Annotated in this window: 22 protein-coding genes, 1 tRNA gene and 1 pseudogene; 11 read left to right on the forward strand and 13 right to left on the reverse strand. The window is 61.0% G+C overall.

The features are described from left to right. The 3 genes from RT688_RS17485 to RT688_RS17495 form a co-directional block, all read right to left on the reverse strand. A partial coding sequence (locus RT688_RS17485) for a hypothetical protein (protein WP_313706126.1) occupies nucleotides 1-631 on the reverse strand: 631 nt, incomplete at its 3' end. Nucleotides 632-840: 209 nt separating this feature from the next. After that, nucleotides 841-1,431, reverse strand: a complete 591-nt coding sequence (locus RT688_RS17490) for a class I SAM-dependent methyltransferase (RefSeq protein ID WP_313706127.1) — start codon at nucleotides 1,429-1,431, stop codon at nucleotides 841-843. Next, nucleotides 1,428-2,138: a hypothetical protein gene (locus tag RT688_RS17495; RefSeq protein ID WP_313706128.1), complete on the reverse strand. Its 711-nt coding sequence runs from the start codon at nucleotides 2,136-2,138 to the stop codon at nucleotides 1,428-1,430. The genes RT688_RS17490 and RT688_RS17495 overlap by 4 nt, the downstream gene beginning before the upstream one ends. Nucleotides 2,139-2,253: 115 nt before the next feature. On the opposite strand from RT688_RS17495, the gene RT688_RS17500 reads away from it, so the two are divergent. Then, on the forward strand, nucleotides 2,254-3,267 hold the full coding sequence (locus RT688_RS17500; RefSeq protein ID WP_313706129.1) for an HNH endonuclease domain-containing protein: 1,014 nt from the start codon (nucleotides 2,254-2,256) through the stop codon (nucleotides 3,265-3,267). Between the two features lie 157 nt (nucleotides 3,268-3,424). Here RT688_RS17500 and RT688_RS17505 read toward each other — a convergent pair whose 3' ends face one another. From RT688_RS17505 to RT688_RS17515, 3 genes are all read right to left on the reverse strand, one after another. Further along, complete coding sequence (locus RT688_RS17505; protein WP_313706130.1) at nucleotides 3,425-5,755, reverse strand: hypothetical protein; 2,331 nt, start codon at nucleotides 5,753-5,755, stop codon at nucleotides 3,425-3,427. A gap of 217 nt (nucleotides 5,756-5,972) precedes the next feature. After that, a complete protein-coding gene (locus RT688_RS17510) occupies nucleotides 5,973-7,622 on the reverse strand; it encodes a hypothetical protein (protein WP_313706131.1) in 1,650 nt (549 codons plus the stop codon). A gap of 150 nt (nucleotides 7,623-7,772) precedes the next feature. Then, nucleotides 7,773-8,723 carry a GIY-YIG nuclease family protein gene (locus tag RT688_RS17515; RefSeq protein WP_313706132.1) on the reverse strand — a complete coding sequence of 317 codons (951 nt, stop codon included), beginning with the start codon at nucleotides 8,721-8,723 and terminating at the stop codon, nucleotides 7,773-7,775. A 188-nt stretch (nucleotides 8,724-8,911) separates the two neighbouring features. Between RT688_RS17515 and RT688_RS17520 the strand changes: the two genes are divergently transcribed. Next, nucleotides 8,912-9,226 carry a hypothetical protein gene (locus tag RT688_RS17520; RefSeq protein ID WP_313706133.1) on the forward strand — a complete coding sequence of 105 codons (315 nt, stop codon included), beginning with the start codon at nucleotides 8,912-8,914 and terminating at the stop codon, nucleotides 9,224-9,226. After that, entirely contained in the window at nucleotides 9,213-10,136 is a 924-nt protein-coding gene (locus RT688_RS17525) for a restriction endonuclease (RefSeq protein WP_313706134.1), read from the forward strand. Before RT688_RS17520 ends, RT688_RS17525 begins: the two co-directional genes overlap by 14 nt. 781 nt (nucleotides 10,137-10,917) lie before the next feature. Here the strand turns inward: RT688_RS17525 and RT688_RS17530 are convergent. Both RT688_RS17530 and RT688_RS17535 read right to left on the reverse strand, forming a co-directional pair. Next, on the reverse strand, nucleotides 10,918-11,376 hold the full coding sequence (locus RT688_RS17530; RefSeq protein WP_313706135.1) for a hypothetical protein: 459 nt from the start codon (nucleotides 11,374-11,376) through the stop codon (nucleotides 10,918-10,920). A gap of 270 nt (nucleotides 11,377-11,646) precedes the next feature. Continuing rightward, nucleotides 11,647-12,636 carry a MerR family transcriptional regulator gene (locus RT688_RS17535; RefSeq protein WP_313706136.1) on the reverse strand — a complete coding sequence of 330 codons (990 nt, stop codon included), beginning with the start codon at nucleotides 12,634-12,636 and terminating at the stop codon, nucleotides 11,647-11,649. 252 nt (nucleotides 12,637-12,888) lie between these two features. Between RT688_RS17535 and RT688_RS17540 the strand changes: the two genes are divergently transcribed. The 3 genes from RT688_RS17540 (at nucleotide 12,889) to RT688_RS17550 (ending at nucleotide 14,219) form a co-directional block, all read left to right on the forward strand. Further along, nucleotides 12,889-13,344 (forward strand): fasciclin domain-containing protein, encoded by a 456-nt coding sequence (locus RT688_RS17540; protein WP_313706137.1) that lies wholly within the window; start codon nucleotides 12,889-12,891, stop codon nucleotides 13,342-13,344. A gap of 114 nt (nucleotides 13,345-13,458) precedes the next feature. Beyond that, on the forward strand, nucleotides 13,459-14,031 hold the full coding sequence (locus RT688_RS17545) for a lipocalin family protein (RefSeq protein ID WP_313706138.1): 573 nt from the start codon (nucleotides 13,459-13,461) through the stop codon (nucleotides 14,029-14,031). Nucleotides 14,032-14,060: 29 nt separating this feature from the next. After that, nucleotides 14,061-14,219: a DUF2256 domain-containing protein gene (locus RT688_RS17550; RefSeq protein WP_313706139.1), complete on the forward strand. Its 159-nt coding sequence runs from the start codon at nucleotides 14,061-14,063 to the stop codon at nucleotides 14,217-14,219. Between the two features lie 154 nt (nucleotides 14,220-14,373). On the opposite strand, the gene RT688_RS17555 is transcribed toward RT688_RS17550, so the two are convergent. The 4 genes from RT688_RS17555 to RT688_RS17570 form a co-directional block, all read right to left on the reverse strand. Further along, a complete protein-coding gene (locus tag RT688_RS17555) occupies nucleotides 14,374-15,264 on the reverse strand; it encodes a hypothetical protein (RefSeq protein WP_313706140.1) in 891 nt (296 codons plus the stop codon). Between the two features lie 71 nt (nucleotides 15,265-15,335). Continuing rightward, nucleotides 15,336-15,923 (reverse strand): TerD family protein, encoded by a 588-nt coding sequence (locus tag RT688_RS17560; RefSeq protein ID WP_313706141.1) that lies wholly within the window; start codon nucleotides 15,921-15,923, stop codon nucleotides 15,336-15,338. A 75-nt stretch (nucleotides 15,924-15,998) separates the two neighbouring features. Further along, on the reverse strand, nucleotides 15,999-17,126 hold the full coding sequence (locus RT688_RS17565; RefSeq protein ID WP_313706142.1) for a toxic anion resistance protein: 1,128 nt from the start codon (nucleotides 17,124-17,126) through the stop codon (nucleotides 15,999-16,001). A 93-nt stretch (nucleotides 17,127-17,219) separates the two neighbouring features. Then, nucleotides 17,220-17,759, reverse strand: a complete 540-nt coding sequence (locus RT688_RS17570; RefSeq protein WP_313706143.1) for a DUF2058 domain-containing protein — start codon at nucleotides 17,757-17,759, stop codon at nucleotides 17,220-17,222. A gap of 260 nt (nucleotides 17,760-18,019) precedes the next feature. Here RT688_RS17570 and RT688_RS17575 point away from each other — a divergent pair, with 260 nt between their 5' ends. Together RT688_RS17575 and uvsE are read left to right on the forward strand one after the other, a co-directional pair. After that, nucleotides 18,020-20,323: a putative bifunctional diguanylate cyclase/phosphodiesterase gene (locus tag RT688_RS17575; RefSeq protein ID WP_313706144.1), complete on the forward strand. Its 2,304-nt coding sequence runs from the start codon at nucleotides 18,020-18,022 to the stop codon at nucleotides 20,321-20,323. 102 nt (nucleotides 20,324-20,425) lie between these two features. Then, nucleotides 20,426-21,325: a UV DNA damage repair endonuclease UvsE gene (uvsE, locus tag RT688_RS17580; RefSeq protein ID WP_313706145.1), complete on the forward strand. Its 900-nt coding sequence runs from the start codon at nucleotides 20,426-20,428 to the stop codon at nucleotides 21,323-21,325. A gap of 2 nt (nucleotides 21,326-21,327) precedes the next feature. Here uvsE and RT688_RS17585 read toward each other — a convergent pair. Then, nucleotides 21,328-22,188, reverse strand: a pseudogene (locus RT688_RS17585) (class I SAM-dependent methyltransferase). A 107-nt stretch (nucleotides 22,189-22,295) separates the two neighbouring features. Between RT688_RS17585 and RT688_RS17590 the strand changes: the two are divergent. The 3 genes from RT688_RS17590 (at nucleotide 22,296) to gdhA (ending at nucleotide 25,095) form a co-directional block, all read left to right on the forward strand. Continuing rightward, nucleotides 22,296-23,288 (forward strand): AraC family transcriptional regulator, encoded by a 993-nt coding sequence (locus RT688_RS17590; RefSeq protein ID WP_313706146.1) that lies wholly within the window; start codon nucleotides 22,296-22,298, stop codon nucleotides 23,286-23,288. 61 nt (nucleotides 23,289-23,349) lie between these two features. After that, a tRNA-Phe gene (locus RT688_RS17595) sits at nucleotides 23,350-23,425 on the forward strand. Between the two features lie 326 nt (nucleotides 23,426-23,751). Beyond that, nucleotides 23,752-25,095, forward strand: coding sequence for an NADP-specific glutamate dehydrogenase (gene gdhA, locus RT688_RS17600; protein ID WP_313706147.1), 1,344 nt, complete (start codon nucleotides 23,752-23,754; stop codon nucleotides 25,093-25,095). Nucleotides 25,096-25,202: the final 107 nt, after the last annotated feature.

Below are 25,202 nucleotides of genomic sequence, written 5' to 3' on the forward strand. Positions count from 1 at the left end.
CTCCGTTGCGAAAGAGGTAGCCTGCCGCTGTCTTAGAAGCAAGCAATGACGCTGAACTTGGTACTGGCGTCGTTGTGGTGACATCACTCAGCGGCACCTGGGTCGGGTCAATGCCATGGATACGCCGCAAGTGACGTCCCATATTTTCTCTATTCACCATATTCCTGCAATGCATGCAGGCGACCCGGTCTTGGGGCTTTAGTAACTTGCTTAAAATAGGAGGACTGTACGGTGGTAACTCCGGGCGTACCTGCCGATGTGCGCAGACATCGTCGTGCACAAGAAAACGCTCGCTTACAACGTAGAAGCTACATCGGTTACATCGAGTGAAACGAATTCCTTCGCGTACCAAGTACATTGGCTTTTGCGCGTCGTCAGGTAGACGCAGCATCATCCTTGGCGGCGGTGGCAAGGCTTGCTGTTGCGGCTGAATCGCCGGCACTTCTTTCTTGACCGAACCAGAGACGCTGCGTATAGAAGCAACGCGACGCTTTGTCTTGAACTGCCGCATTACAATCCCGCCAGCCTTCAACGGCTTTGTAACGTGGCGCTCAGGCAGATAACCCGTCCCGTCACATTTGTAACAACGCTCGTTGTTACCCTGACAGCTGCATGGTCGGGTCATGTCCATCCCGCACTCCTCACCGAGTCTTCTTCCGATGATGTTATCAGATTAAAAATAAAACGGTTGAGATATCCACAAACCCAACCACGCCGATCCTATTCGAGCAGCTACAGGTTTGATCAGCAAATCAAGTGACGACGCAACGCGGGCTAATGTAGCTGAATATTCACGACCACAGCAACGGAGTCGGTCACGTATTGCGGCTTCTCTGCGTTCTAAATAGTTCGGACAATGGCGTTAAGCCATCTGTCAGCGCGGCCTGGCCGCTGATCGTCGGTCACCCACAGATCGTTGAGTTCACATCCACCAATTGTGGCCAGAATCTCATCTAGGCCCTGTTCGGTTAGGTCAGTGAATCGCCTCCCATCCTTTAGCCGAGCCGTTTCACCATACTTGAACGATACGTACATGATCCCATCCGGTGCAAGGGCATGACACAGTACGTCCATCACGGACGGCAGTCTGTCACGCTCGACGTGAAGCAAAGACGCACAGCACCAGATACCGTCGTACGTTTCCTGCAGCGGTGTGTCGAGCAGATTCTCAAACATCAGTTGCCTGACTTCGATCCCTGTGAGCGCCCTCGCGCGCCGCACCATTTCGCTGGACCCATCGAAGGCGTCGACTCGATAGCCGCGCTGCAGGAAAGCCAAGGAATCGCGTCCTGACCCACAGCCAGCATCTAAAATCCTTCCTCTCAGCCTGACGAGCGGCAGGAATCGCTCGTAGATCGGAGCCATGTCGGTGGTGACGGTATCGCCATAGAAGGCGTCAGCGTTGCGTTCGTAGAAGTCGGTGTTCCTCATTGTTCCATTCCTGACGGGGAAGCTACGAAGGTCGATGCAGACCGGTTGACGCCCTCGTCGTTGAGTAGGCTGTCGGGGAAGAGTTGCGCCGCCACGCCAATCAGCAAGTATTCCTGAAACGCCAAAAAACAGCTGCCGAACTCGGACCAGATGCTATACGAATCAGCGCTCCAGGCGGTCGCCCAGAAATAGACCGGACGCCGTAGGGTCGGCGTTGGCGCGGGCGCGTCAAGAAACAAGCGTTGAGCCCAGCGGCAGTACTTCTTTACCAGTTTGTCGCTTCCATGGCCAGTGCACGCCGCGGCGCTTAGATCTCCGATATGGTAAGCGTACCCCGACCCCCAACGGGCGAACTTTGAAGTATCCCGCTCGATGTCTCGCAAGTTCGCGGAGATGTTTCCGCCGCCCTTTCCGTACTTCCCAGCGCGGCCGATGTATAAAGGCGTGACCCGTCCCGCGTCCTGCCAGTGCATCATGTAGAGGATGCCTTCGTTGCGAGTATCTATTGACAGAGTCTTACCTACTTCTCGCACGATCAACGCCTCCATTTCCGGCGACCTTCGTAGGATCAGGCGACCGTCCTTGCCAAAGGGAACCGAAGCGGCTCTTCCGTTGTCGTCGCAGAGGAACAGCGGCACGCTAGCTTCCACGATGCGGTGTTCGGCGCAAAACCTGTCCCATAAAGCCTGCTTTTGTTCAGTCATCATATTGGTGTCGGACAAGAGAACACATTTATTACCAGCTGCACGACAGCTGAAAGACTAGATTGTAGTTGAGAAATAGTGCAAGCTAGACTCTTTACTTCTGCCTCGGCTATCGGCAATGCCATCACACGACGACTTTTCCGCCACCGATTACTGGAAGGCCCTGATCCTGTACGGCTTGAACCAGGCGACCTATAAGATAGCCCTGGGCAAAACACTACTTTCCCTGAGCGCCCAAGGATACAACCGGGTGTCGTGGGACATCCTCGCGAGCGAATTTTTCGAACTTTACCGTTCCCGCCTAGACGTGGCCGATCCGTTGCCTCAGCAGGCAACGCCTGGAAGACGAACCGCAATGGAAAGAATTGTCGCGAACTTCCGACTACGAAACGACATAGACACGGCGGTCGGCACGGTACAGGCCGATGCGTTTGATGACGTCATTCCACGCTTTCATAACCTCGCTGGAATCGAAAGCATCCAAGGAAAATTTTATCGGTTCGAGTTCGGACGAACACTCGAACTGACCGACGAGCTGCATATGGTTAGGGAAAAGCAAACCGACGCGCTGCACGCCGAGTTGGACGCGCGCTGGGGCTTGCTTGAGGGCGCGTTCCTGATCGCGACCGGTGAGCAGCGGCTTGCTAACGACGTGCGTTCGATCTATCTGGACGGCGCATATAAGAGAAGAACCTTGACTGGGAATATACCGTTTCTACAGGGCTACCAAGGAAATACCTGCTTCTATTGTGGTCTCGATCTACGCGCCGAAGACATCGATGTGGACCATGTCCTGCCGCGTCAAGTGCTCCAGCACGACGAGATATGGAACCTTGTTCTCGCGCACCGGGCCTGCAACATACGCAAGCTGGACCGCCTAGTCGGCGCGCATTTCATCCGAAAACTCATCGGCAGGAATGAGAACATCATGGGGAGTAACCACCCTTGGAAGAAGCGAATCGCTGATATGCTTGGATCTTCGCCAACCGCACGTGCGAAGAAACTGCACTGGCATTACGAGAATGTGAAAATGGTACTCGGCACGAACTATTGGGGAGGATCGGAGGGGTACAATCCGCAGACGGATCCCTTCTACCAAAGACTTATCACACGACTGAATAATCGCGGTTAGCTGCTTAAGGAAACCAAGATCCTCTCCTCGCTCGGCCTTGAACGTTGACAGCAGCCAGACTATATTTTTGCAGCATCCGGCAAGAGTGGACGCGGTGATTACGCTGACCAAATCCCGCCGTTACGACAAGCGTGAGCAGGTTTAAGGTGCGAAAATCTCATGCTGTGAGGGAGTCAGGAATCGCCGGAACAACGCCGACCACGTGCGTTCGCGCGAATCCTCGAATCCTATCGAAATCCCAGAACTCTACAACTCTGTCCGTAAGGTCAATTACAACGCGAGGTTCGTCAACCGTTCCTAGTACTCGGCAATATCCTCCAATACGTAGCGCTCCCCCCACGCGAGCTCCGCTTGACCAAAGATCCCCAAACTGAAGATGGCGCTTTAGCCAGGTGCTCGCACGCGTAGCAGCCTCTGGGGTACGATGAACAGTGAGCGAAATACTTCGCTCCAATTCCGCGCGAGCGGCCGATTGCGCGACAACGGGCGGAATCAACTTTAAGAAAATTGCATTGGCACAAAGCTTGGCTTTACGCTCACTTGCATCCCAAACTATCCTAACCTGTTCAGATAGCTCCTCTCCGAGGTCCCACGCGAGCCAAAGAAGAAGCACTTTCAACTGAACGCCTTCTTCAGTATCACAGCCCGTTGCGCGGTCGACTTCATCAAGCATGTGGAAGGTCGATCCAAGGAGGTATTTAAGGGCCTCATCTAACAAATAGCGCCGATCACGCACATCTACCAGAAGATGCCCTGCTGCTCTCCAGCGAGGTGTTTTATCAAGATGACGGAGCTCGCGCACGAGAGCTAGGACTGCAATCAGTTGTAATACAGCTGAAGCTCTTCGGTCAGTATCCTTCGACGCTAACTTCAGCTGATCAACCATACGTCTCGTTAATGCTCTCGCGCGACGGGAAACAGCGAGCGCAACTTCCCGATCACTCAGGGTCGTTCCCGGCAGAGCAGGCTCAGCCATTCTATTTTCCTCATCACCGTCAGCTCCTACCTGCTCTTCCTCCGTCCGGCCTGATGTGTCAGTTCCTGGAGCCGTAGTATTCAACCCTTCCGACAACCGGCGCAAAAGCACATCGATCAAGTAAGCAAGATCTCCAGATTTCAAGACTCGAACCTTTTTTTTCTCCTTCGGCATATCGGCGACACTAATAGCTAGAGTTTCTAGGTCTGAGTCCGTCTTAAGTCGGGAAGGTGTGGCCTTGTGCTCTCGCAGTCCCCGCTGAACTTCCTGGAACGCTTCTTCAGAAAATATCACACGCTCAACAGAAGCGATTACTTTTGAAATGTCGCCTTCACCTGATCCAAGACCGCTCAACGCGGCTCGAATCTGATGCTGCCGGGTAGATTGTGCGAGTGCTGAGATGATCTGCGGGTGGTGGATCATGGCGCGCGCGACGATTAGATCCCCCGAGTAAAGCAAACAAGACCGAACGCGATCTACGCCACCTGTAGTTATACCGATGAGTTCCTCTCCAGCCTTCTGATAACATTTTACCGTTTCAACCAGCTGCATATCACCACAAAAAAGATCTACCCGATCGATTGTGGGTTTTGTTCCTCGACATGAAATCTGTATCTTCCCGGTTTCGGAACATGCGGTTCCAGTCCACATCGGTGCCGAAGGTGATTCCGACAGCCTCACCTCGGTAGAGCTTCGTTCCACAATTGCATCAAAAACACCAGGATCTACCTCTGCAAGGCCAAAAATACGATCTAACCCGATCCCAGCCGCAGCTTCACGAGCGCCCGCGCCAATGCGTAACAAGACTGCTTCGACATTGGACGACGTCGCTGGCCCGATCCATGCTGGGCGACTAGGATTTGCGCTGCCGCTTACGAATGCGCTATTTTCATCTCCGCAATCGAAATAGATCGCCTTCGCATGTAAGTAACCTTTCTCTACAGGCCACATATGCCGTGTATCCACATAGCGTGCGCCACTGGAAACAGGTTTAGCTAGCAACTGCACCGACTGGGGATCGATACCGACGACTACCTCTGCCGTTGGCCAACGCCTTGTAAGTTCTCCTACCAGCGCTAGTTCCTTGTCAAAAAATGCGCCAATAACGCTTATTCTTCTAACACTCGCCGAAATCTTATTTGATATTTGGTCAAGCAACGGTAGGCCAAACGGAGTATGCGTCAACGCGAATACATCTGCCGATGGCTTAACTTTCGACGCTAAAGGCTCGATGAATTTTGCGAGAGATAAAGCCGCCTCAATTAGAGCATCAGAGGTCTTCCCACGCTCCATCTCGATCCATTGACGCGTCATACTCCAAGCGTCGCTAAGCAGCGCGGCACCCTCGGAGTCTTTGGCCCCTGCGATCTCTATCCAGTTGGTTATTTCACGGTTGTAGCCGAATCCCGATAGTGTCAGATTGTGGCTGCCTATCAAAACAGAAGCCTTCTTAGGACCGACAAGGATACAAAGTTTGGGGTGAAACGCCCCTGGTGCGGCTATCGGAAGCAAAGTGTAAGCATGTCCCGCGAGCCTTGGGCGTGTGGCCTCGCTTCTCCAAGAGACTGAGCATTGCGAACGATCCATCAACACAACGTTATGTCTACAACCGGAACCTACCAGTTTTCGTAGCAATACCTCTTCATAAAATGGGAGAGTTGCGTTAAATGTCGTGATCAACGACGCTTCGTAACCACCTCGCTTGATTACGTTGAAAATTGAAATAGGCTCAGACACTAGCTTCCTTCATCAGGCTCATGCCTATCGGAGATACACGCGTCTGGAGGTTTGGAGTCGAGCTGTCCCGTGTCAACGCACCGATGTCGCGCAGAATTTGAACCGCCTGACGGAAACGTGGCGTAGTGTTCGCAGGAGGCGGTATAACTCCGACAACTTCTAACCCACGTTCAGACGGCCGCATGTGAAAGGTAGAGCGCCCAGTTTGTCTCAGCTTACGTAAAGCAACGCGCAGATGCGTGTTTAAGCACCAAGTAATCAAATCAGAGACAACCTGTGAAAAGGTCATCGGCCTCCACGTGACAATACGTGCCCTGAAGCTTATCAAGTTTATTGGATAATCAGTTAAGGCATCGAGAGGAATTGCAAGGCCCTCATAAGGCGACAATGTTACATCATCCCGGCAGGACAATAAGGCAAGTAAACGCACCGAAAGTTCAATTAAAATTTCAGTGTCGCCACCGCGCGTCCAGCTCGTCATCATTTGCAGCGCAACCTGAAATTCGTGCGCCTCATCTTCCCAGGAACCAATTGGCGGAGCAGTCACCGCTAGATGATCGATATAATCGCCAAATGTTTCGATCTCGAGCTTGCTAGCAATGGCCATCACCGTAGCACTAGTTGAAAATTCTTCAGCAAAATTTTCGACCGAGGAATAGGTCGTCTTATTAGAAACGTCTTGCGGTTCCAATATACGAAGTGCAAGTCCAAGGACCGTTTGGCATGCGACGGAAAGCAGATCATTTCGCTCGTAAATCGACCAGCAAGCGAGTGTCGACCTCAGAGAATCTGGCAGCGGCCACGTAATACCGGCAGGAAGCTTTCCCGAATATGTGCACGCGCGAAAAACTGTCTCTGTCAAGTCTTGCCCCTTCCCGAGACAGAACGCTAAGTTTAATATTAGCCCCAGTGACTGTTTGCGTTGCTGCCCCTCGTGACCGTACACGTTATTGCGATCAAAATATAGGTCGGTAAGCGTCTGGCACTCGTCAACACTCTGCAACAATTGGCATGCACAAAATGCATCCAGCGCATCCAGATCAGCGAGCGAAACAATATCGCATTCAATCACATCCCAGAAGTGAGCTGCCGGTACGTTTGCATTGACGTGTTCTGCCAACGGGGCACCGAATTCCTTTGTGTACTTAATCCATGGCTTAGCTGACGCATCCATCAGGTTTAGGTTACTCAAAGTGCCGGCGTAATACTGCCCTAGGCCACCCATTGGATTCTTGAAGTATCTTGACGGCGACTCGTGTGCGGTATATTCGGAAAGGTGCAACGAGTGGCCTGCCTGAAGTAGGTCCAACGCCTGCACTAGTTGGTTCCGACCAACCATAGCAATGCCGTGTCGCTCGTTGTCGTGATCAGTGAGTCGAGCGTGACGCTCTGAAATCAAAGTGAACAGACAGTCGGCCCGTCGGAAAAATTCGACGAATTGCAGATGGTCGTTTTTAGGGTAGCGCTGGTCGAACGCCCAGACGATCCAAGGATAGAGCGAATAGTAGCGCGCCCGATCGGTGACGTTTGTAATTCCCGGCAACAATTGACTGTAGATTAGGACACAAGGTGCTTGTGTTCCAAGATGATCCAGGCCACCAATGGACATTGGTGGCTTCACCCATCCTGTTTCAATCTTCAAAAATCCTCCGAAAATCTTAATGTCATCGATGGGGGCAAAGCGGACAGCAGTCTAGAAGACATATTTTACGCTTGAAGGTTGCATTTTGGAACCAAACCTTCGAGTACGTGTTTCTTAGCCGCTCAAGACGTTGCATATCTACAAATGGAGCTAGGCATCATTGATGTGGATTGTTGTCGGTCCAAGAATTGATACCTTCAGATGACTCATCGGCCTTCGCTTTTGGAACCATTGACGTAGAGGGACAGCGCCCATGATTCGTGGGGTGCCGTTCGTGTTGGCTGTGCGGTTGATGTGACCCGTAACAGCAAGCTTCTCTCGTCCGCAATAGATCGTAATCTTCGCTGTGTCAGGGCCGAAGTACCTGTCGCAGTTGAGCGGGACGTTGAAGAAGCCGGTCCGGTGATAGGTGTTCTGTAGGGTTAGAACGAAGTAGGGAGCAGCTTCCAGGGTCTTCGATTCAGGGTTTGGCGTGTTCTTGTGCGGACGAGTCTCCGCTACAGGCGTCAGCAGGTGAACCGTCGGCTCTGGCCTAGTCTGAATTGCCTGTGCTGCTGGGTTGGCTTCCGTGCTGGTCACTACAAAAGTATGCTGCCTTGGCGGATTCAGCTCGGCAAGCTGCTGGGCTACCTCATGTACTTGCGCCTCAAGCTTGGCCTCCCCGCTTGTATCGGGGGGATTCGCCTCCGTCAGAGCCTCGATCGCTGCACTCGTGCGGCCTCCATTCCACTCGGGCTTGAGGGTTTGGATAATGCTGTCTTCCAGTCCTGCCGCAAGGTTGAGATGAAAGCTCCCATAGCGAAGTAGCCCGGCGTCGGCTAGGGCAAGAATCTCTACAGGCTGACCTCGCTTAAGAAGGTCAACGATTGCGATGCGATTCCGCCAGTTCGTGCGCTGATCTACATTAGGCTTCTGATAGCCGAACATCCGACGCTGAAGGGTCTGAGTGGTCTTGCCCACATATTTGAGGGTGTTACCGGTGACGAACGCATACAGGACGTTTTGGCGATCTGCCAAGTTCTCGAGCTGAAGAAAAAGCTCATTACCTTTCAGTGACCACCGTCCTGCTCGTTGAAAGCCGATCTCGTAAAGCCGTTGCATCGCTATCCCCACCAATGTAGATTTTAAAATAGTATTTTACTATTTTATTTTAATTGATTGATGAAAAATTGTCGATTAGCTTTAGAGCTTATCGTCTAGCCCGTTTATCATGATTACTTATTCGCTACCATGATAAACGAGATTAATCATGGTAATCATTGGCAGTGCAAGATTTTTCGGATTCCCCGATGAGCGCTTCCGATGTTAATACTTTTAACTCTTTAAACTCGAAAATACGACAAAGAGATATCATGGCATATTTCCATGCGAGGGATACTGCGACACCACCCTCAGCCATATCAGGCATGCCGCTTTTTCGTGTATTCAATCGTATAACCATCAACAATATGAAATCTATGACCGCTCAAGAAAATAACTTTGCATGTGACTGGACTGTCGTTGATCACCTGCTGAGGTATAGCCCGGAAGCCTGGCAACTGGGTTATAGTTGTGCCGACAACAAACCATCCGGAACTGAGCAAGACAGACATGCCCATCCCTGACTATCAAACTTTAATGCTGCCCTTACTTCGGCTCGCATCAGACGGAGCCGACCACACCACCCGCGAAGCAGTCGAAAAACTGTCGGTCGAATTTCAGCTTACGCAAGATGAGCGAGGCCAGCTTTTGGCTAGTGGGCAACAAGCGGTGATCAACAACCGGATCGGTTGGGCAAATTCGTACCTGAAGAAAGCTGGGCTGCTTGAGTCACCCCGACGTGGCGTCCTCAAAATCACGAAACGTGGCCGACAAATTCTCGAAGAAAATCCGCAGAAAATTGACGTCAAATTTCTCGACCGTTTCCCTGAGTTTGTTGAATTTCGCGATGCGGCAAAACTTAACAAAGAGAGCACGGTTGCAGAGTCAGTAGCACCGCCTTCGCAGCAGACCCCAGAGGAAGCTCTCGAGCTGGCAAACCAAAGTATTCGTGCAAGCTTGGCGCAAGATATCCTTAGCCGCGTCCTCCTATGTTCACCGGCCTTCTTCGAACATTTGGTTGTCGAGTTGCTGGTAAAGATGGGCTACGGGGGCTCTCGCCAAGATGCTGGCGAACGTATCGGCAAAAGTGGCGATGGCGGAATTGATGGGATTATCAAAGAAGATCGCCTTGGACTGGACACTATCTACCTGCAAGCTAAGCGCTGGCAGGGCACCGTCGGCCGTCCTGAAATCCAAAAATTCGTCGGCGCCCTTCAAGGCCAACGTGCGCGAAAGGGAGTATTCATTACGACCTCATCGTACACATCAGAAGCGACTGAGTACGCGTCTAGGATCGACACCAAAGTCGTGCTCATCGACGGGAAGCAGCTTGCAAGTCTAATGATCGACTTCGATGTGGGCGTTTCTGTTGTGACGACGTACCAGGTCAAGCGCATCGACTCTGATTATTTCGAGGACAGCGACGGCTTGTAAGGGTACCGAAGAGGCCTCGAAACTTTGATTGGTGGTCCTAAGGTGGGCGGAGTTTCGCATGGGCAGCCTCGACGGACCACCAAGAAGAAGATTGCGTCAGGAAGATACCTGATGCCCCAAATTCTCCTTGTGGAGCTTCGCTGGTCCATTGGCGGTCCGTGGGGCAAGAATCATGGGTATCAAAAGGCCTGCAGGCCGCGATGGAATCAGGCTGCGGCCGGGATTTTCCTACACGTGCAGCCCTGCAAACGCTGCATCAAGGAAGAACTATACTGCTTTCGCTGAGCAATAGGATATCCTTGAAGGATGCGTTTTTACTTGGCTTGACCCAGAGGGCAGCCGTCTTGAAAATCCTTGTGTCGGTGGTTCGATTCCGCCCCGGGCCACCAAGAATTCAGCAGTAAAGCAAAGCGCCACCTTCGGGTGGCGTTTTTGTTTTGTCCTTCCCCACCGTCGCCGCCCGCCGCGGCCACCTTGACTTCCACTCCTCCGGTACTACGCTGTTCTTGTCGGCCACCCGTGACACGAGCATGTGCGGACGCAGCTTCGGCGGCCCGTGGGTGCATGTGTTTTCTGTACGCGAAGGAAAAATAGCGCGGTTCCAGAGCTATGACGATACCGCGGCAGCCGAACGGGCCTTCCTGCCCGACCAACCGGGACAGCGGACAACGAGCGCAGCGCCGCTACGTCACTGAACGCGGCAAGCGCGCAGCAACAACGCCACCTCCGGGTGGCGTTCCTGTCTTGCATGCGCGCCTTCCGACGTCGCAGGCTCCGATCCTCAATCCTTCTTCTCCCTGAATTCGCCATCGATCACCATGTCGTCGGTGTTCCGGGCAGGGGCGCGGCCGCCGAATGGGAAGACGGACGACAGCATCCGGTCGAAAATGGCCCGCCGCGCCCAGGGATAGGCGAAAAGGAAAGCCATCGCGAAACCGGTGAACGCCGCGGGCACGTAGTCGGCTCGCGCCAGGAAATGCAGCATGCACAGTGCGAGCAGGCCGGCGATGAGCGGGCGGCGCACGGCCTTGGGCAACAGGCCGACGATGCGCAGCCGGCCCTGGCTGATCGAGGGGAAGCGCGCAAACAGAACGCCCAGCAGCAGTCCCGCCACGAAGCGCCCCGTGCCAAGGTAATCGGCCAGCACGCCGACGACCAGGAAACCGGTATAGGTCAAGGTGCTGGCGAGGGCAGCCAGCAGGAGCAATGCAAGGGCAATCGCCAGCTTTGGCTTGCGCATTGCCGCGAGGATGAGGAAACGCAGGATTTGGGTACTCCGCAAATGGGTAACGAAAAAGAAGCGCTAAGTGCTCGACCGGAAATAAATGTAAATTTTGGCAAACAGAGCCGAATGCGATGCAAGGCGGCGAGTGCGCCGCAGTGCGGGCACTGCAAGCGCGCGCCAACGCAGCAGCGCGTCGGTCATGGCAGCCAAAAACACATTTATTCTTGGGCGAGTACTTAGGGAAGCACTGATTCTAGCAGCACCTCGAAAGCACCGACGTCTTCGTCACGGCGCGCCACCGGTGCGCGGCAGCGCCAGTCCCTCGGCGCGCGCCAGCTGTTCCATCGCGTCTTCGAGGACGACGCGGGCCTGGGCCGCCGCGTTCCCGAGCGCGTGGTGCAGTTCGGCGTCCGCGCTGTCGCGGGAAGCGCACTGGGCGCTGTAGCGCTCGAAGCTGCCGACCATCAATAGCAGTTCGGTCAGGTGGCGCGGGCATTCGCAGGCCAGCTTCCCGCTGTTTACGCTCAGGCGGGCCAGCGCCTCCTCGTCGAACCGGGGCGGCGCCGGCTCGCTGCGTTGCGCCGGCAGCGGAAGGCGTTGCCCGTCCAGCGCGGTACGGCACAGGGACAGCAGCTCGCCCAGTTCGGCCGGCACGCGCGCCACCACCCAGCCCTGCGCCCGCAGGGCCCGGATGGTCGCGCTCGCGCAAAACCGGTACAGCACCGTTACCGCCCTGGCCCGCACCGCGTCGCGCGCCGCGGCGATCCGCGGCAGCGCGCTCTCGTCGAGCTCGGACAACTCGACCAGCAGCACGGCGGCCTCGGCTGCGTCGGGCAGCGGCGCGACCTGCTCCAGCCGTGCGTGGCTGGCCAGGATGTCGAGCTGCAATGCCGCGTTGCCGCCCACGGCCAGCCGGTGCGCCAGGCCGATGCCGACGGCAACCACGCTGATCGGGCCGCGCGCGGCCGTGCGACCGTCCGCACCGATGCCTGCCAGTTCACGCAGCCGGTCGATGGAGTGCCCGGCCAGCTGGCCGATCGGGTGCCCCAGATCGACCAGTTGCTTCAGCAGGCGCAGACGCTGCACCTGTTCGGCCGAGTACAGGCGCTGCCCATGCGAGGAACGCTGCGGGTCGGACAAGCCGTAGCGGCGCTCCCAGACGCGCAGCGTTTCGACCGGCAGGCCGGCGAGCCGGGCCGCCGCACCGCTGCGGTAGGTGATGTCGGACAACCGCGCATTGCGGTCAGTGGATTCAAAGACCTGTTTTTCACTCATCAGATTCGCCCCAAAGATTGCGTCCCAAGATTTCCAAGGACATGACCCGATATTGAACCATCTTATTCATTCTACACCTGTTCAAACCATAGACAACACGCCGCCTGCGGACTACATTGACAACATCAACATGTACACAGCATGGGCATCGGCCCCGCCAGGGCCGCCGGCGCGGACAGGCGCTCGTCCGGCGCCACGCGGTACGCGGGGCCGATGCCCGCCCTTTCCCTCACCTTTGATAAGGAATTTTCGATGAAAAAGCTCTTGCTCGGAACCGCATTCCTGTTCGCCTTCGGCGCCGCCCAGGCCGCCGATATCGTCGACACCGCCAAGTCGGCCGGTTCGTTCGACACCCTGGTCAAGGCCGTCGAGGCGGCCGGCCTGACCGAGACCCTCAAGGGCCCGGGCCCGTTCACGGTGTTCGCCCCGAGCGACGCAGCCTTCGCCAAGGTGCCGAAGGCCAAGCTCGATGCGCTGCTGAAAGACAAGGCGGCGCTCGCCAAGGTCCTGACCTACCACGTGGTGCCGGGCAAGGTCATGGCGGCCGACGTGAAGCCGGGCGAGGTCAAGACGGTCGAGGGTGGTATGCTCAAGATCAAGACGAACGGGGGCAAGGTCATGGTCGATGGCGCCCAAGTGGTCAAGACCGATGTCGCGGCCGACAACGGCGTGATCCACGTGATCGACAAGGTCATGATGCCGAAGTAAGGCATCAGGCGGGAGCCCTCCTCCCGCCCGCCGGGTCCGCATGGACCCGGCGTTTATTTGTTCGCGTCCCGTTTGCCGGCGTCCCATTTCGATCAACACAAGCTACCCGAGTCCATGCCGCCCCCCCACATCCTGCGCACCAGCCTGCTCGCCCTGCTGTGCGGCCCGCTCCTCTGCGCCGGCACTCCTGCCGCCGCGCAAGACACCGCGCCGCCCTTGGCCACCATCGCCACGCTCGACGTGCCGCGCTACATGGGCACCTGGTATGAAATCGCCAAATACCCGAACCGCTTCCAGCGGCACTGCGCCAGCGACACGCGCGCGCAATACAGCTTGAAACCAGGTGGCGACGTGCATGTCATCAACCGTTGCCGCCGCGCCGACGGCAGCATCGACGAAGCCGTCGGCAGCGCACGCCAACCCGGCGACGCGACCTCGCCCCGCCTCCAGGTACGCTTCGCGCCACGCTGGCTCTCCTTCCTGCCTTTTGTCTGGGGAAATTATTGGGTCGTCGATCTCGATCCGGACTACCAGCTGGCCGCGGTCAGCGAGCCGAAGCGGGAATACCTGTGGATCCTGTCGCGCACCCCGACCGTAGCGCCCGCGGCCTACGCCGCCCTGCTCGAGCGGCTGGCCTACCAGGGCTTCGACCTGTCCAAACTGGCGACGACACCGCAGGGACAATAAGCGGCCCCGGCTGCCCGCGGCATTCCGACATGCGCCAACGCAAAAAATCCGAGCTGCCGTCGAAGATCTGCGCCCACTGCGCGCGTCCTTTTACCTGGCGCAAGAAATGGGAGCGCGACTGGGAGCGGGTCAAGTATTGTTCCGAACGTTGCCGCCGCAGCGCCACGCCGCGGGAGGGCGCGGCTTGATCGTCTTGAGAGCGCTCAACAAAACCTTCAGGACAAGGCGCAGCGTCGAAGGCAGTACGCGGGTACGGCGAGACGATGCGACGCAGCCATGGAGGTTTTGTCAGGCGCTCTTTGCCGCGTCGGGTGAGCGGCAAGCGCACTCGCCCTGCATGCTTTAACGCCCACCCTGCGCCTGCGCCATCTCGAGCGCCGGCAAGGTCACCGTCAGGAACGACGACACCTGGCCGATCAGGTCGGCGGCCTGCTGGCGCATCTGCCCCATCTGCAGCATCGACAGTTCCGCCTGGCGCACCGCCTGCCCGATCAATGTGCGGCGCTGGATCAGCGCGTCCAGCAAGGCCGGGTCCGGCGCGCCGCCGGCCAGCTTCGTCACGACCGCGAGCACGGCGCCATGCAGGCTCAGTTCCCGTGCCGACGCCTCCAGCTGGCGCAGGACGCGCTCGCTGTCCGTCATCAGTTGCAGCAGCTGTTCGCGCGCCGAGGTCAACGCCGGCTTGTACTGGGCAGGCGCAAGCTGGCGGCGGAACAGCCTGTCGAATACGCCCGCCGGCGCGCGCGTGCTCTCGAGCGCGGCGTCGAGCAGCGCCGGCACCGCCAGCTGCGTCAATCTCAACACCAGCTCGGTCGCGGGCTGGAGCAGCGTGGCCTGCTCCATCAACGGGGCTTCTCCCCACTGCGTGACAGGCGCCAGGCTCACCGGCAGGATGCGGCGAAACAGCGCGGCCAGGCGCCCCTGCGCTTGCGCGAACAATTCGGGATGGTCGGCCTGGGCCGTCGCCAGTGCGTCGCGCACCGCCGGGTGATCCTCGCTGTCGAACAGCGCGCGGGCCGCGGCTGGCGGGGCGGCAGGCGCCGCCGCCGGCAGGTCGTCGAAGGCCAGCGCCCTGGGCGGACTGGCGCCGGCAGGCGCAGCGGCGCCAGCCCCCTCCTCATCGAAGTCGAGCGCGCGCGGCACGGCAGGCGGCCCGGCCGCGCGCTCGACCGGAACGGCGGGCGCTTCAGGCTCCTCGCCGAAGTCGAATGCCTTGGGCGTCTGCGGTGTCATCGTACGGTGTCGTGTTCACCCGGCGACTGGCGCCGGCAGGCCGCTCGTCGGCCGGAAGCGAAAACGGCCGCTCAGACCGTGCCGCCGAGCTTGCGGATGAAGGTCGCCAGGTTCAGCTTGAAGCCGGCGCCGACGGCGTGGAAGCGCCATTCGCCATCCCTGCGGTACAGCGAGCCGAACTGCAACGCGGTCTTGTCCGAGTAGTCCTCGGTCAGGTCGTATTGCGCGATCGTCTCGCCGGTCTCGTCGTTGTAGACCTTGACGTAGGCGCCGCTGACGCGGCCGAAGTTCTGCTTGCGCGCCTCGGCGTCATGGATGGTGACCACGATCGGCATCTCCATCACCGCCGGGTCGACCCTGGCCAGGTCGACGGTGATGACCTCGTCGTCGCCATCCTTGTCGCCGGTGCGGTTGTCGCCCGAGTGCACCACCGCGCCGTCCGGCGAAGTGGTGTGGTTGTAATAGACGAAGTGGGCGTTGCTGATCATGACCGGATTGTCGTCCGCGTCCTTGCGGCACAGGAATACCGACGAATCGAGGTCGAAGGCCTGGCCTTCGGCCGCGTTGACCTTCCAGCCGAGGCCGATACGCACGCGCTTCAGGCCGGGCGCCGATTTTTCGAGGTTGATGCGGTGGCCGGTTTCGAGCATGGTCGACATGGATCTTCCTTCTATGATGAAAATGTTATTGTCGCTGGAACCGCGGCATTGTCCATTCGCGGAGCAATGGACCGCTCAGATCGGTCCCGGCGCGCCGTTCACCGAAAAGCGCGCGATCAGTTCGCGCTCCAGTTCCTGCAGTTTCGGCAACTCGTCCTTGCGACGCTGCTGGCCTTCGTTCGAAATCTGCTCGAGCTTGTCGAAGGCGGTCATCAGCTGCGTCTGCACGTGCTGGGCGGTTTCCAGGCTGACCAGGGAACGCTGCTTGGCGCGGGCCACGGTCTCTGTATTTTCCAGCAACATGTCGGCCTGGGTACGGAAGGCGGCGTCGGTCGCATCGTAGGCGGCATTGGCGACCGCCGCGCTCTGCTTGGCTTCCAGCTGCAGCAGGTAGAGCGAGAACACGTTGCGCCAGGCCGGGATCGAGACGTTGACGATGTCGGTGAAGGTATCCGTCAGCGCGCGCGCATTGTCCTGCGACAGGCGGATCTGCGGCACCATTTGCGTGGCCATCAGCATGGCGCGCTTCAGGTCGTCGATGCGCTTTTCCAGGCGTTCCAGACGACGCTTCAGCTCGGTCGCCTGCTGCGCCTCGAAGGCGTTGGCCGGCGCGGCCTGCTGCGCCACCGCCAGCCGCAGCCGCTCGGCCCAGGCCTCGCCCTTCTTCACGTCGGCGTCCAGACCCTGGTAATACGTCTCCAGGCCCTTGTACATGGCGTCGAAATCCTGGATGCGCCCGCGGTGCACGTTCGCATGGCGCGTCATCTCCGCCACCAGGGTGTCCATGCGCGACTCGACCACCTGGTACTGCGACAGCATCTTTTCCTTGACCGAGCCGAACATGCCGGCGATGCGCGACACCAGGCCGCCGGAACGCAGCTTGGCCGGGTCCAGCCCCTTGGCGGTGGCGATCAGTTCGTTCAGCTGGGCGCCGAACACGTCCGCATCCGAGGCGCGCACGGTGCCGAGCAGCTTGGCCGACACCTTGGCCACGCCGGCGCCGGTGGAACCGCCCAGGGCCTCGATGGCCTTGTCGTCGATGCCGGAGATATCGACGCGCAGCGGCGGCGCCGCGTTCGCTTGCGGCTGCAAGGCGGGCAGCGCGCCCGGCGCGGCGGCCGGATCGAGCAGGGGCGGAAAGGCGGGCGCCGGCGTCGCGGATGCTGCCTTGGCTTCCTCTTCGGCGGAGAACAGCGGTTTCATGACGATCCCTCAGGTTTGGTATAGGAATAACGGTAGCTTACCACCGGTCAATCCGGCCGAGCGAGCATCCTTCGCGCCACGGCCGGGGCCGGCTTACCACATCAGGTCGTCGGGAATTTTGTAGGCCGCGTAAGGATCGTCCGGATCCTCCTCGACCGCCTTCCTGACCTGCACCACCAGCGAGGCGTCGCGCTCGGCGATTTTCTCGGCAATCACGCGCGGCACCAGTTCGGTGGCTTCGCCCAGGCGCACGATCACCAGGCGGCCGGCCATCAGGTGCTCCTGCACCTTGGGCGACACGTGGATGCGCTCGATCTTGCCGTTATACGTGAAGTTGTAGGCGATCTCGTCCTTGCCCTTGCCCTTCTCCTGGCGGTTCTGCTGCACCATCTGGACGATCTGGGCCATGATGGCCTTCTGGGTGGCGGCGGCGTCGCGCTGGGCGTTGAGCTCGCGCGCGCGTTCGGCCTGCTTGCGCTGCATTTCCGCCGCGGCCAGCTTGGCCTCGTCGACACTCTGGGTGCCGGTGCGGCGCTCGATCTTCTGCTGCTTGCTCTTTTCCTGCTGAACCTGCTTGGCCTTGCCCTTGTTGACCAAGCCCGCCTTCAAAAATTGTTCCTGCAACGATGCCATGTGTGGCGCTCCATCAATTAACTGCCGGCCTAGCTGCCGGTATCGAACCATCCCATAGGATAGCAAACCCCAGCCCTCTCCTTGCCGCAAGCTCCGCCGACCGTTTCATCGGGCGATACGCCCGACACACTGCGCGTCACTTTCGCAACACCGTTATGCACAATGACTGACAGACGCTGCAAGTCGGGCTAAACTATTTCGCCACAGAAAATATTTTGCCTTTTGTCAAGAGGCACATTCTTGCGTATCGAAGGCAACCCGTGGCTCCCCTGACCGACATCGCGCACTGGCGCACCCACATCTTTTCGCGCCTGCTCACGATCGTGCTGGTGCTGGGCATCGCCACGGCCGTACCCAGCATCGTCATCGCCGCGCGCGAAGGCCTGTGGGCGCTGATCGCCATCGACCTGACGGCGATCGCCTGGCTGGCCGCCATCTGGCGCCGCCGCAGCCTCCCGTACAGGACGCGGGTGCTGAACTTCATGGCGATCATGTTCTTCGTCGCGACCGGCATGATGGTGAATATCGGCCAGGTCGCCCAGCTCTACCTGATTGCGCCGCCGGTCTTCGCCGCGGTCCTGCTGGGGATGCGCCCGGCGCTGGCGGCGCTGGCCCTCAGCGCCCTCATCGTCGCCGGGCTGGGCCTGGCCGGGATCGTGAAAGCGGACGTCGCCGGCCTGCCGGCCAACGACCCGTTCTCGGCCCTGCTGGTCGCCCTGAACTTCCTGTTCGTCGGCTCGCTCATCACGATGTCCTGCGCCACCCTGCTGCAGCGGCTCTCGAAATCGCTGGGCGAGCTGCGCCGCTTCGCCGATTCGCTCGAGGAAGGCCAGCATGCACTGCAGGCCGCGAACGCCGAACTGCGCCTGGTCGCCGCAGCGGTCGCCCAGCTCAAGGACAAGGTGATCATCACCCGCGCTTCGCAGCAACCCGGCGAGCTGCGTCCGATCATCTTCGCCAACGACGCATTCGTGCGCCATACGGGCTATACGCGCGAGCAACTATTCGGGTGCAGCCTGACCATCCTCGCCGGCGCCGACACCGACAAGGACGAACTGGCACGCGTCATCGGCGCCATGGACCAGTGCCAGAGCGTATCGTCGGAGCTGCTGCTGTACGCGAAATCGGGCGAGCCGTCCTGGATCGAGCTCGAGATCAACCCTTTCCTGGACGAGCAAGGCGCGCATACCCATTGGGTGCTGGTCGGGCGCGACATCGGCGAGCGCAGGAAGGCCGCCAGCGCCATCCACCGCCTGGCCTTCTACGACGTGCTCACCGGCCTGCCGAACCGCCGCCTGCTGCTGGACCGCCTCGAGACGCAACTGGCGCAGGCCCAGGCCGGCGCCGAGGGCGGCGCCCTCCTGTTCATCGACCTCGACCACTTCAAGTACGTCAACGACGCCCGCGGCCACGCCACCGGCGACGCCTTGCTGCGGCAGGCGGCGCAGCGCCTGTCCGGCCTGATGCGCGGCGAGGACATGGTCGCGCGCATCGGCGGCGACGAATTCGTCGTGCTCCTGGCCGGCCTCGGTCCGGACGAAGCCACGGTCGCCGCCGCGGCGCTGGCGCGCGCCCAGCAGATCCGCGCCGCGCTCGACGAGGACGTCGAGATCGACGGCCACCACTACAACTCCTCGGCCAGCATCGGCGTGGCCCTGCTGCCGCGCCCGGGCCAGAGCGTTGAAGACCTGCTGCGCGAGGCCGACACCGCGATGTACCGCGCCAAGGCGGGCGGACGCAACGGCGTGGCGCTGTTCGAGACCACCATGCGCGCCGAGGTCGAGCAGCGCCTGACGCTGGAACGCGATCTCGGCCTGGCGCTCGAGCGCGGCGAACTGGCGATGCATCTGCAGCTGCAGTTCGATGCCGGCGCCAGCCCGGTCGGCGCCGAGCTGCTGATGCGCTGGCGCCGGCCGGATGGCGCCATGGTGCCGCCGGACGTCTTCATTCCGGTCGCCGAAGCCACCGGCCTCATCGTCCCGCTCGGCGAATGGGCGCTGCGCCAGGCCTGCCTGGCCTGGCAAGCCCTGGATGCGGCCGGCCACGCGATGCCGGTGTCGGTCAACGTCAGCCCCTCGCAGTTCCGCCAGGCCGACTTCGTGGGCACGGTGCGGCGCGTGCTGGCCGAGACCGGCGTCCCGGCCGGGCAGCTGATTTTCGAACTGACGGAAGGCCTGGAGGTCGGCAACCGCGACGGCATCATCGCCCGCATGCGGGACCTGGCCGCGCTCGGCATCCGCTTCTCGATCGACGACTTCGGCACCGGCTACTCGAACCTGGCCTACCTGAAGCGCATGCCGCTCTACGAACTGAAGATCGACAAGAGCTTTACGCGCGACATTCCGGACGATCCGGACGGCGTCGCCATCGTGCGCACCATGCTGTCGATGGCAGCGCACCTGCGCCTGCGCGTGGTGGCCGAGGGTGTCGAGACCGAAGTGCAGGCGCGCTTCCTGGCCGAGCACGGCGCGCCGCACATGCAGGGCTACCTGTTCGCGCGGCCGCTGCCGCTGGCGGAGGTGCTCGCGCTGCTCCAAGGCAGGGGCAAGCGCCGCGCCGCATGAGACGCGAGGAAGGCATGCGCGGCAGGCACCCACGGCGCTAGCGCGCTCCGGCCTTCCGGGGCGCGGCATATACTGGCCCTGAACCAACTTCGCGAGCGCACGATGCCCCCTCACCTCGGCCTGGTCTGTATTACCGCTTCGAAAGATATCCGCTACCGCACCATCACGCGCAAGCGATTGCTGGAGCAGTCGCTCGACACCCAGCGCAAGCTGCTGGAAGACATTTTCCGCGACAACATCCAGACCTTCGACGCGGCCATGCGCTACTGCAGGCAAGCCGGGATTTCCCTGTACCGCCTGCCCTCCTCGATCTTTCCCTTCGCCGACGAACCGATCGGACGCGAGATCCTGGAAACGCTGGCCCCGGCGCTGGAGCGCTCCGGCCAGCGCGCCACCGACGCCGGCATCCGGCTGGTGATGCATCCCGACCAGTTCGTGGTGCTCAGTTCGGATTCGCCGGCGGTGGTCGAGAACAGCGTCAAGATCCTGCAGATGCACGCCGACATCATGGACTTGCTGGCGCAGCCGCGCTCGCCCTGGGCGCTGCTGGAAATCCACGGCGGCAAGGCGAACCGCGCCGACGCCCTGGTCGCCAGCATCGGCCGCCTGCCGGATGCGATCCGCTGCCGCCTCGGCCTGGAGAACGACGAGTACGCCTATGGCGCCGAGGAGATCCACGCGATCTGCCTGCGCGCCGGCGTGCCGATGGTGTTCGACGCCCATCACCACATCGTTCACGACAAGCTCGACAGCTACGAACACCCGAGCGTGGCCGCGATGCTGCTCAAGGCGCGCGCCACCTGGGCGAATCCGGCCCACCAGCTGGTGCACATCTCGAACGGGCGCGAGGGTTTCAACGATCGCCAGCATGCGGACCTGATCGCCACCATGCCCTCGTCGTACGCGCAGGCGCCCTGGATCGAGATCGAAGCCAAGTCCAAGGAAGAGGCGATCGCCGGCCTGCGGCCCTGGCTGGGCGGCCTGGCGGCGCAGGCCGGCTGAACCTACACGCTGCGCTTGACGATCACGGCTTCCAGATAGTCCGACGGCGCCACCAGAGACGCGCTGCCGGCGATGTTGTGGCGTTCCAGCAGCGCCAGGATGTCCTGTTCGAGCGTGGCCTGGCCCTGGGCGTCGAGCGCATTGAAGGCCTTTTGCACCGGCCCGTAGAAGTCGCGGAACACCTGCAGCCAGTGGGCGGGCGAGGCATAGCGCATCATGAAGCGGCGCGGCTGGACGCGCAGCTCGGCCACGCTATCCCCGAACAGCTCCTCCAAGTAAGCCTGCGTACCCCACAGCGAGGGTGACTTCACGCCGGGCGGCGGCGGCACCAGGCGGCCGATGGTCTTGAACAGTTGGCCGATCATGCTGTCGGGCGTCCAGCTCGCCAGGCCGATGCGCCCGCCGGGACGCACCACGCGCAGCAGCTCGGCGGCCGTGCGGGCGTGGTTTGGCGCGAACATCACGCCGAAGGTCGACAGCGCCACGTCGAAGGCGCCGTCGGCGAACGGCAGGTCCTCGGCGTCGGCGACACGAAAATCGACATCCAGCCCCTCGGCCTCGGCGCGCGCGCGGCCCTTGTCGAGCAGCGCCGGCACTTAGTCGGTCGAGGTGACGCGTGCGAAGCGGCGCGCCGCCGCCAGGGTCGCGTTGCCGTTGCCGGCGGCCACGTCGAGCACGGTTTCGCCGGCGCGAATGTCGGCCGCCTCGGCCAGGTCCTCGCCGACGATCTGCAAGGTGACGCCGACGACGGCGAAGTCGCCGCTGGCCCAGGTGGCCTGCTGGCGCTGCTTGATCGCAGCAAAGTCCGGCTGGACCGGCGGCGGAGCCTGGGCTGCGGGCGGCGATTGCGTTGCTTTGTCCATGGTGGCATCCTCCATCTTCGAGATTGAAGAAGGCCAGTATCGCGCGCCAGCGCAAGGCGCGGCTTGTCCCATCGTCGCCCCCGTTTGCCCGCGCGTCCTGAAAATCGATGCAGACCGATACCCTGTCCGATGTGCTGCGCTCGGTGCGCCTGCGCGGCGCGGTGTTCTACCAGCTCAGCCTGCCCGCCGACTGGTCGGTGGAGGCGCCGCCCCTGCGCGACCTGGCCGGCCTGCTGTTTCCCGACGCCGAGCACGTCATGGAATACCACGTGCTCACGCACGGCGCCGGCTGGGCCTCGGTGGCCGGCCTGGCGCCGGTGCGCCTGCTGCCGGGCGACACCGTCATCCTGCCGCACGGCGACGGCCACGTGCTCTCGAGCGACCCGGCGCAGCGCCCGGCGCGCGTCGACCCGGCCTGGGTGGCGGCCACGCGCGACGCACCCAGGCCGATCCCGATCGTGTTCCACTCGCAATACGAAATCACCTGGGGCGAAGCGCCGGACAACGCCGAGAACCGGCTCACCTGCGGCTTCCTCAGCTGCGACCGCCACCCCTTCAATCCCCTGCTCGACGCCCTGCCGCGCCTGCTGCACCTGCCCGCCGGCGGCGCCAGCGCGCGCACCGACCTGCACACCCTGGCCGTGCGCGTGGAAAGAGGCGAGCCGGGCGCCGCCGCCCTGCTGGAACGCGCCAGCGAAACCATGTTCATCGATGCCTTGCGACGCTACCTCGAACAGCTGCCGGCCGGCAGCACCGGCTGGCTGGCCGGGCTGCGCGACCCGCAGCTGGGCCGGGCGCTGGCGCTGATCCACCGCGCGCCGGCGCGGCCCTGGACCATCGACGACCTGGCGCGCGCCGCCGCCCTCTCGCGCTCGGTGTTCTGCGCCCGCTTCCTGCGCCTGCTCGGCCAGCCGCCGATGCAATACCTGGCGCGCTGGCGCATGGAAGCGGCGGCCGGCCTGCTGCGCGACAGCCGGGCCCCGGTCGCCTCGGTGGCGCTGGAAGTCGGCTACGAGTCCGAAGCGGCCTTCGCCCGCGCCTTCAAGCGCGAGGTCGGCACCTCGCCGGCGCGCTGGCGGCGCGAGCATGTTTCGGCATGAAAGAACTTTAATGCAAGAAATTATGGACTTCGCGACAGTTCGTGCTACAATGCGCCGCCTTGGCCTGGTAGCTCAGTTGGTAGAGCAGAGGATTGAAAATCCTTGTGTCGGTGGTTCGATTCCGCCCCGGGCCACCAAGAATTCGGTATCGGCAATCAACGAACGATACAAACAACATTGCCACCTTCCGGGTGGCTTTTTTGTTTCCGGGGTCGGCAGGCCCTGGACATGACCCGGGCAACCCAACCGGCAGCCCGCGGACATCACATCGGCGACCCTGGTGTGGTTTTTCATGACGGACATCGCGCGCCAAGCGTCCATTGGTACTATCTCACTGCAAGCCATCGTCCGGACAGGCAGCGCCAGCGGCGCGGCACTTGGTGCATCGACCAATCGCGTCACCTGGAGCGCCCGGCAAAGCCGTCCGCTGCTCTCTTGCGACGTTTCCGCTCCGAGGACACACATGAAATACGCTTCCCTGCATCAATTTCTGCAACACGTCGCCGACCGCAACCCTGGCCAGCCCGAATTCCTGCAGGCCGTGACCGAAGTCATGGAGAGCCTCTGGCCCTTCATCGAGCAGCATCCCCGATATGCCGAGCACGGCCTGCTGGAGCGCCTGGTCGAACCCGAGCGCGTGGTCATGTTCCGTGTCTCCTGGGTCGACGACCATGGCCAGGTGCAGGTCAACCGCGGCTACCGCATCCAGCACAGCATGGCGATCGGCCCGTATAAAGGCGGCCTGCGCTTCCACCCGTCCGTCAACCTCTCGGTCCTGAAATTCCTGGCCTTCGAGCAGACCTTCAAGAATGCCCTGACCACCCTGCCCATGGGCGGCGGCAAGGGTGGGTCCGATTTCGACCCGAAGGGCAAGAGCCCGGGCGAAGTCATGCGTTTCTGCCAGGCGTTTGTCAGCGAATTGTTCCGCCACGTCGGCGCGGACACGGACGTGCCGGCCGGCGACATCGGCGTCGGCGGCCGCGAAGTCGGCTACATGACCGGCATGATGAAAAAGCTCAGCAACCGCGCCGACTGCGTCTTCACCGGCAAGGGCTTGAGTTTCGGCGGTTCGCTGATGCGTCCCGAGGCCACCGGCTACGGCACGGTCTACTTCGCCCAGGAAATGCTCAAAACCCGCGGCCGCTCCTTCGACGGTTTGCGCGTGAGCGTCTCGGGATCGGGCAACGTCGCCCAGTACGCGGTGGAAAAGGCCATGGCCCTGGGCGCGCGGGTCGTCACGGTATCGGACTCGAGCGGCACGGTGATCGACGAGGACGGCTTCACGCCGGAGAAGCTGGCGATCCTGATGGAGGTGAAGAACCACTTGTACGGCCGCGTCGGCGACTACGCCGCGCGCACCGGCAGCCGCTTCGAGGCGGGCGTGCGCCCCTGGCATGTGCCGGTGGACGTCGCCCTGCCCTGCGCCACCCAGAACGAACTGGATGCGGACGATGCCGCGACCCTGGTCAAGAACGGCGTGCTGTGCGTGGCCGAAGGCGCCAACATGCCTTCCACCATCGAAGCGGCCAAGGCCTTCGAGGCGGCGGGCGTGCTGTATGCGCCGGGCAAGGCCAGCAACGCCGGCGGCGTCGCCACGTCCGGCCTGGAGATGAGCCAGAACGCCGAGCGCATCAGCTGGCCGGGCGCGGAAGTCGACGCCCGCCTGCTGCAGATCATGCAGGGCATCCACGCGGCCTGCCTGAAGTACGGCGCGCGCGCCGACGGCAGCGTCAGCTACGTGGACGGGGCGAATATCGCCGGCTTCGTGAAGGTGGCCGACGCCATGCTGGCCCAGGGCGTGGTCTGAACTGGGCACCAGCCATCCAGCCAAGGGATGCCGGCTTCGATGACCAGCGTGTTGCTACGCCGGCCCCGTCAAGCGTGGGCGCCCGGCGAAGCCTGCCGGGTGCACCG

It is taken from the genome of Massilia sp., from assembly GCF_032106685.1.
Classification (GTDB): Bacteria; Pseudomonadota; Gammaproteobacteria; order Burkholderiales; family Burkholderiaceae_D; genus Telluria.

Excerpts from the sequence above, each read along its gene's own strand:
- gdhA (WP_313706147.1), top strand. The coding sequence starts at position 23,752 with ATGAAATACGCTTCCCTGCATCAATTTCTGCAACACGTCGCCGACCGC.
- RT688_RS17555 (WP_313706140.1), bottom strand. The coding sequence starts at position 15,264 with ATGACACCGCAGACGCCCAAGGCATTCGACTTCGGCGAGGAGCCTGAA.
- RT688_RS17570 (WP_313706143.1), bottom strand. The coding sequence starts at position 17,759 with ATGGCATCGTTGCAGGAACAATTTTTGAAGGCGGGCTTGGTCAACAAG.
- RT688_RS17525 (WP_313706134.1), top strand. The coding sequence starts at position 9,213 with ATGCCCATCCCTGACTATCAAACTTTAATGCTGCCCTTACTTCGGCTC.
- RT688_RS17565 (WP_313706142.1), bottom strand. The coding sequence starts at position 17,126 with ATGAAACCGCTGTTCTCCGCCGAAGAGGAAGCCAAGGCAGCATCCGCG.
- RT688_RS17520 (WP_313706133.1), top strand. The coding sequence starts at position 8,912 with ATGAGCGCTTCCGATGTTAATACTTTTAACTCTTTAAACTCGAAAATA.
- RT688_RS17545 (WP_313706138.1), top strand. The coding sequence starts at position 13,459 with ATGCCGCCCCCCCACATCCTGCGCACCAGCCTGCTCGCCCTGCTGTGC.
- RT688_RS17590 (WP_313706146.1), top strand. The coding sequence starts at position 22,296 with ATGCAGACCGATACCCTGTCCGATGTGCTGCGCTCGGTGCGCCTGCGC.
- RT688_RS17515 (WP_313706132.1), bottom strand. The coding sequence starts at position 8,723 with ATGCAACGGCTTTACGAGATCGGCTTTCAACGAGCAGGACGGTGGTCA.
- RT688_RS17530 (WP_313706135.1), bottom strand. The coding sequence starts at position 11,376 with ATGCGCAAGCCAAAGCTGGCGATTGCCCTTGCATTGCTCCTGCTGGCT.
- RT688_RS17540 (WP_313706137.1), top strand. The coding sequence starts at position 12,889 with ATGAAAAAGCTCTTGCTCGGAACCGCATTCCTGTTCGCCTTCGGCGCC.
- RT688_RS17490 (WP_313706127.1), bottom strand. The coding sequence starts at position 1,431 with ATGAGGAACACCGACTTCTACGAACGCAACGCTGACGCCTTCTATGGC.
- RT688_RS17500 (WP_313706129.1), top strand. The coding sequence starts at position 2,254 with ATGCCATCACACGACGACTTTTCCGCCACCGATTACTGGAAGGCCCTG.
- RT688_RS17550 (WP_313706139.1), top strand. The coding sequence starts at position 14,061 with ATGCGCCAACGCAAAAAATCCGAGCTGCCGTCGAAGATCTGCGCCCAC.
- RT688_RS17495 (WP_313706128.1), bottom strand. The coding sequence starts at position 2,138 with ATGATGACTGAACAAAAGCAGGCTTTATGGGACAGGTTTTGCGCCGAA.
- RT688_RS17560 (WP_313706141.1), bottom strand. The coding sequence starts at position 15,923 with ATGTCGACCATGCTCGAAACCGGCCACCGCATCAACCTCGAAAAATCG.
- RT688_RS17535 (WP_313706136.1), bottom strand. The coding sequence starts at position 12,636 with ATGAGTGAAAAACAGGTCTTTGAATCCACTGACCGCAATGCGCGGTTG.
- uvsE (WP_313706145.1), top strand. The coding sequence starts at position 20,426 with ATGCCCCCTCACCTCGGCCTGGTCTGTATTACCGCTTCGAAAGATATC.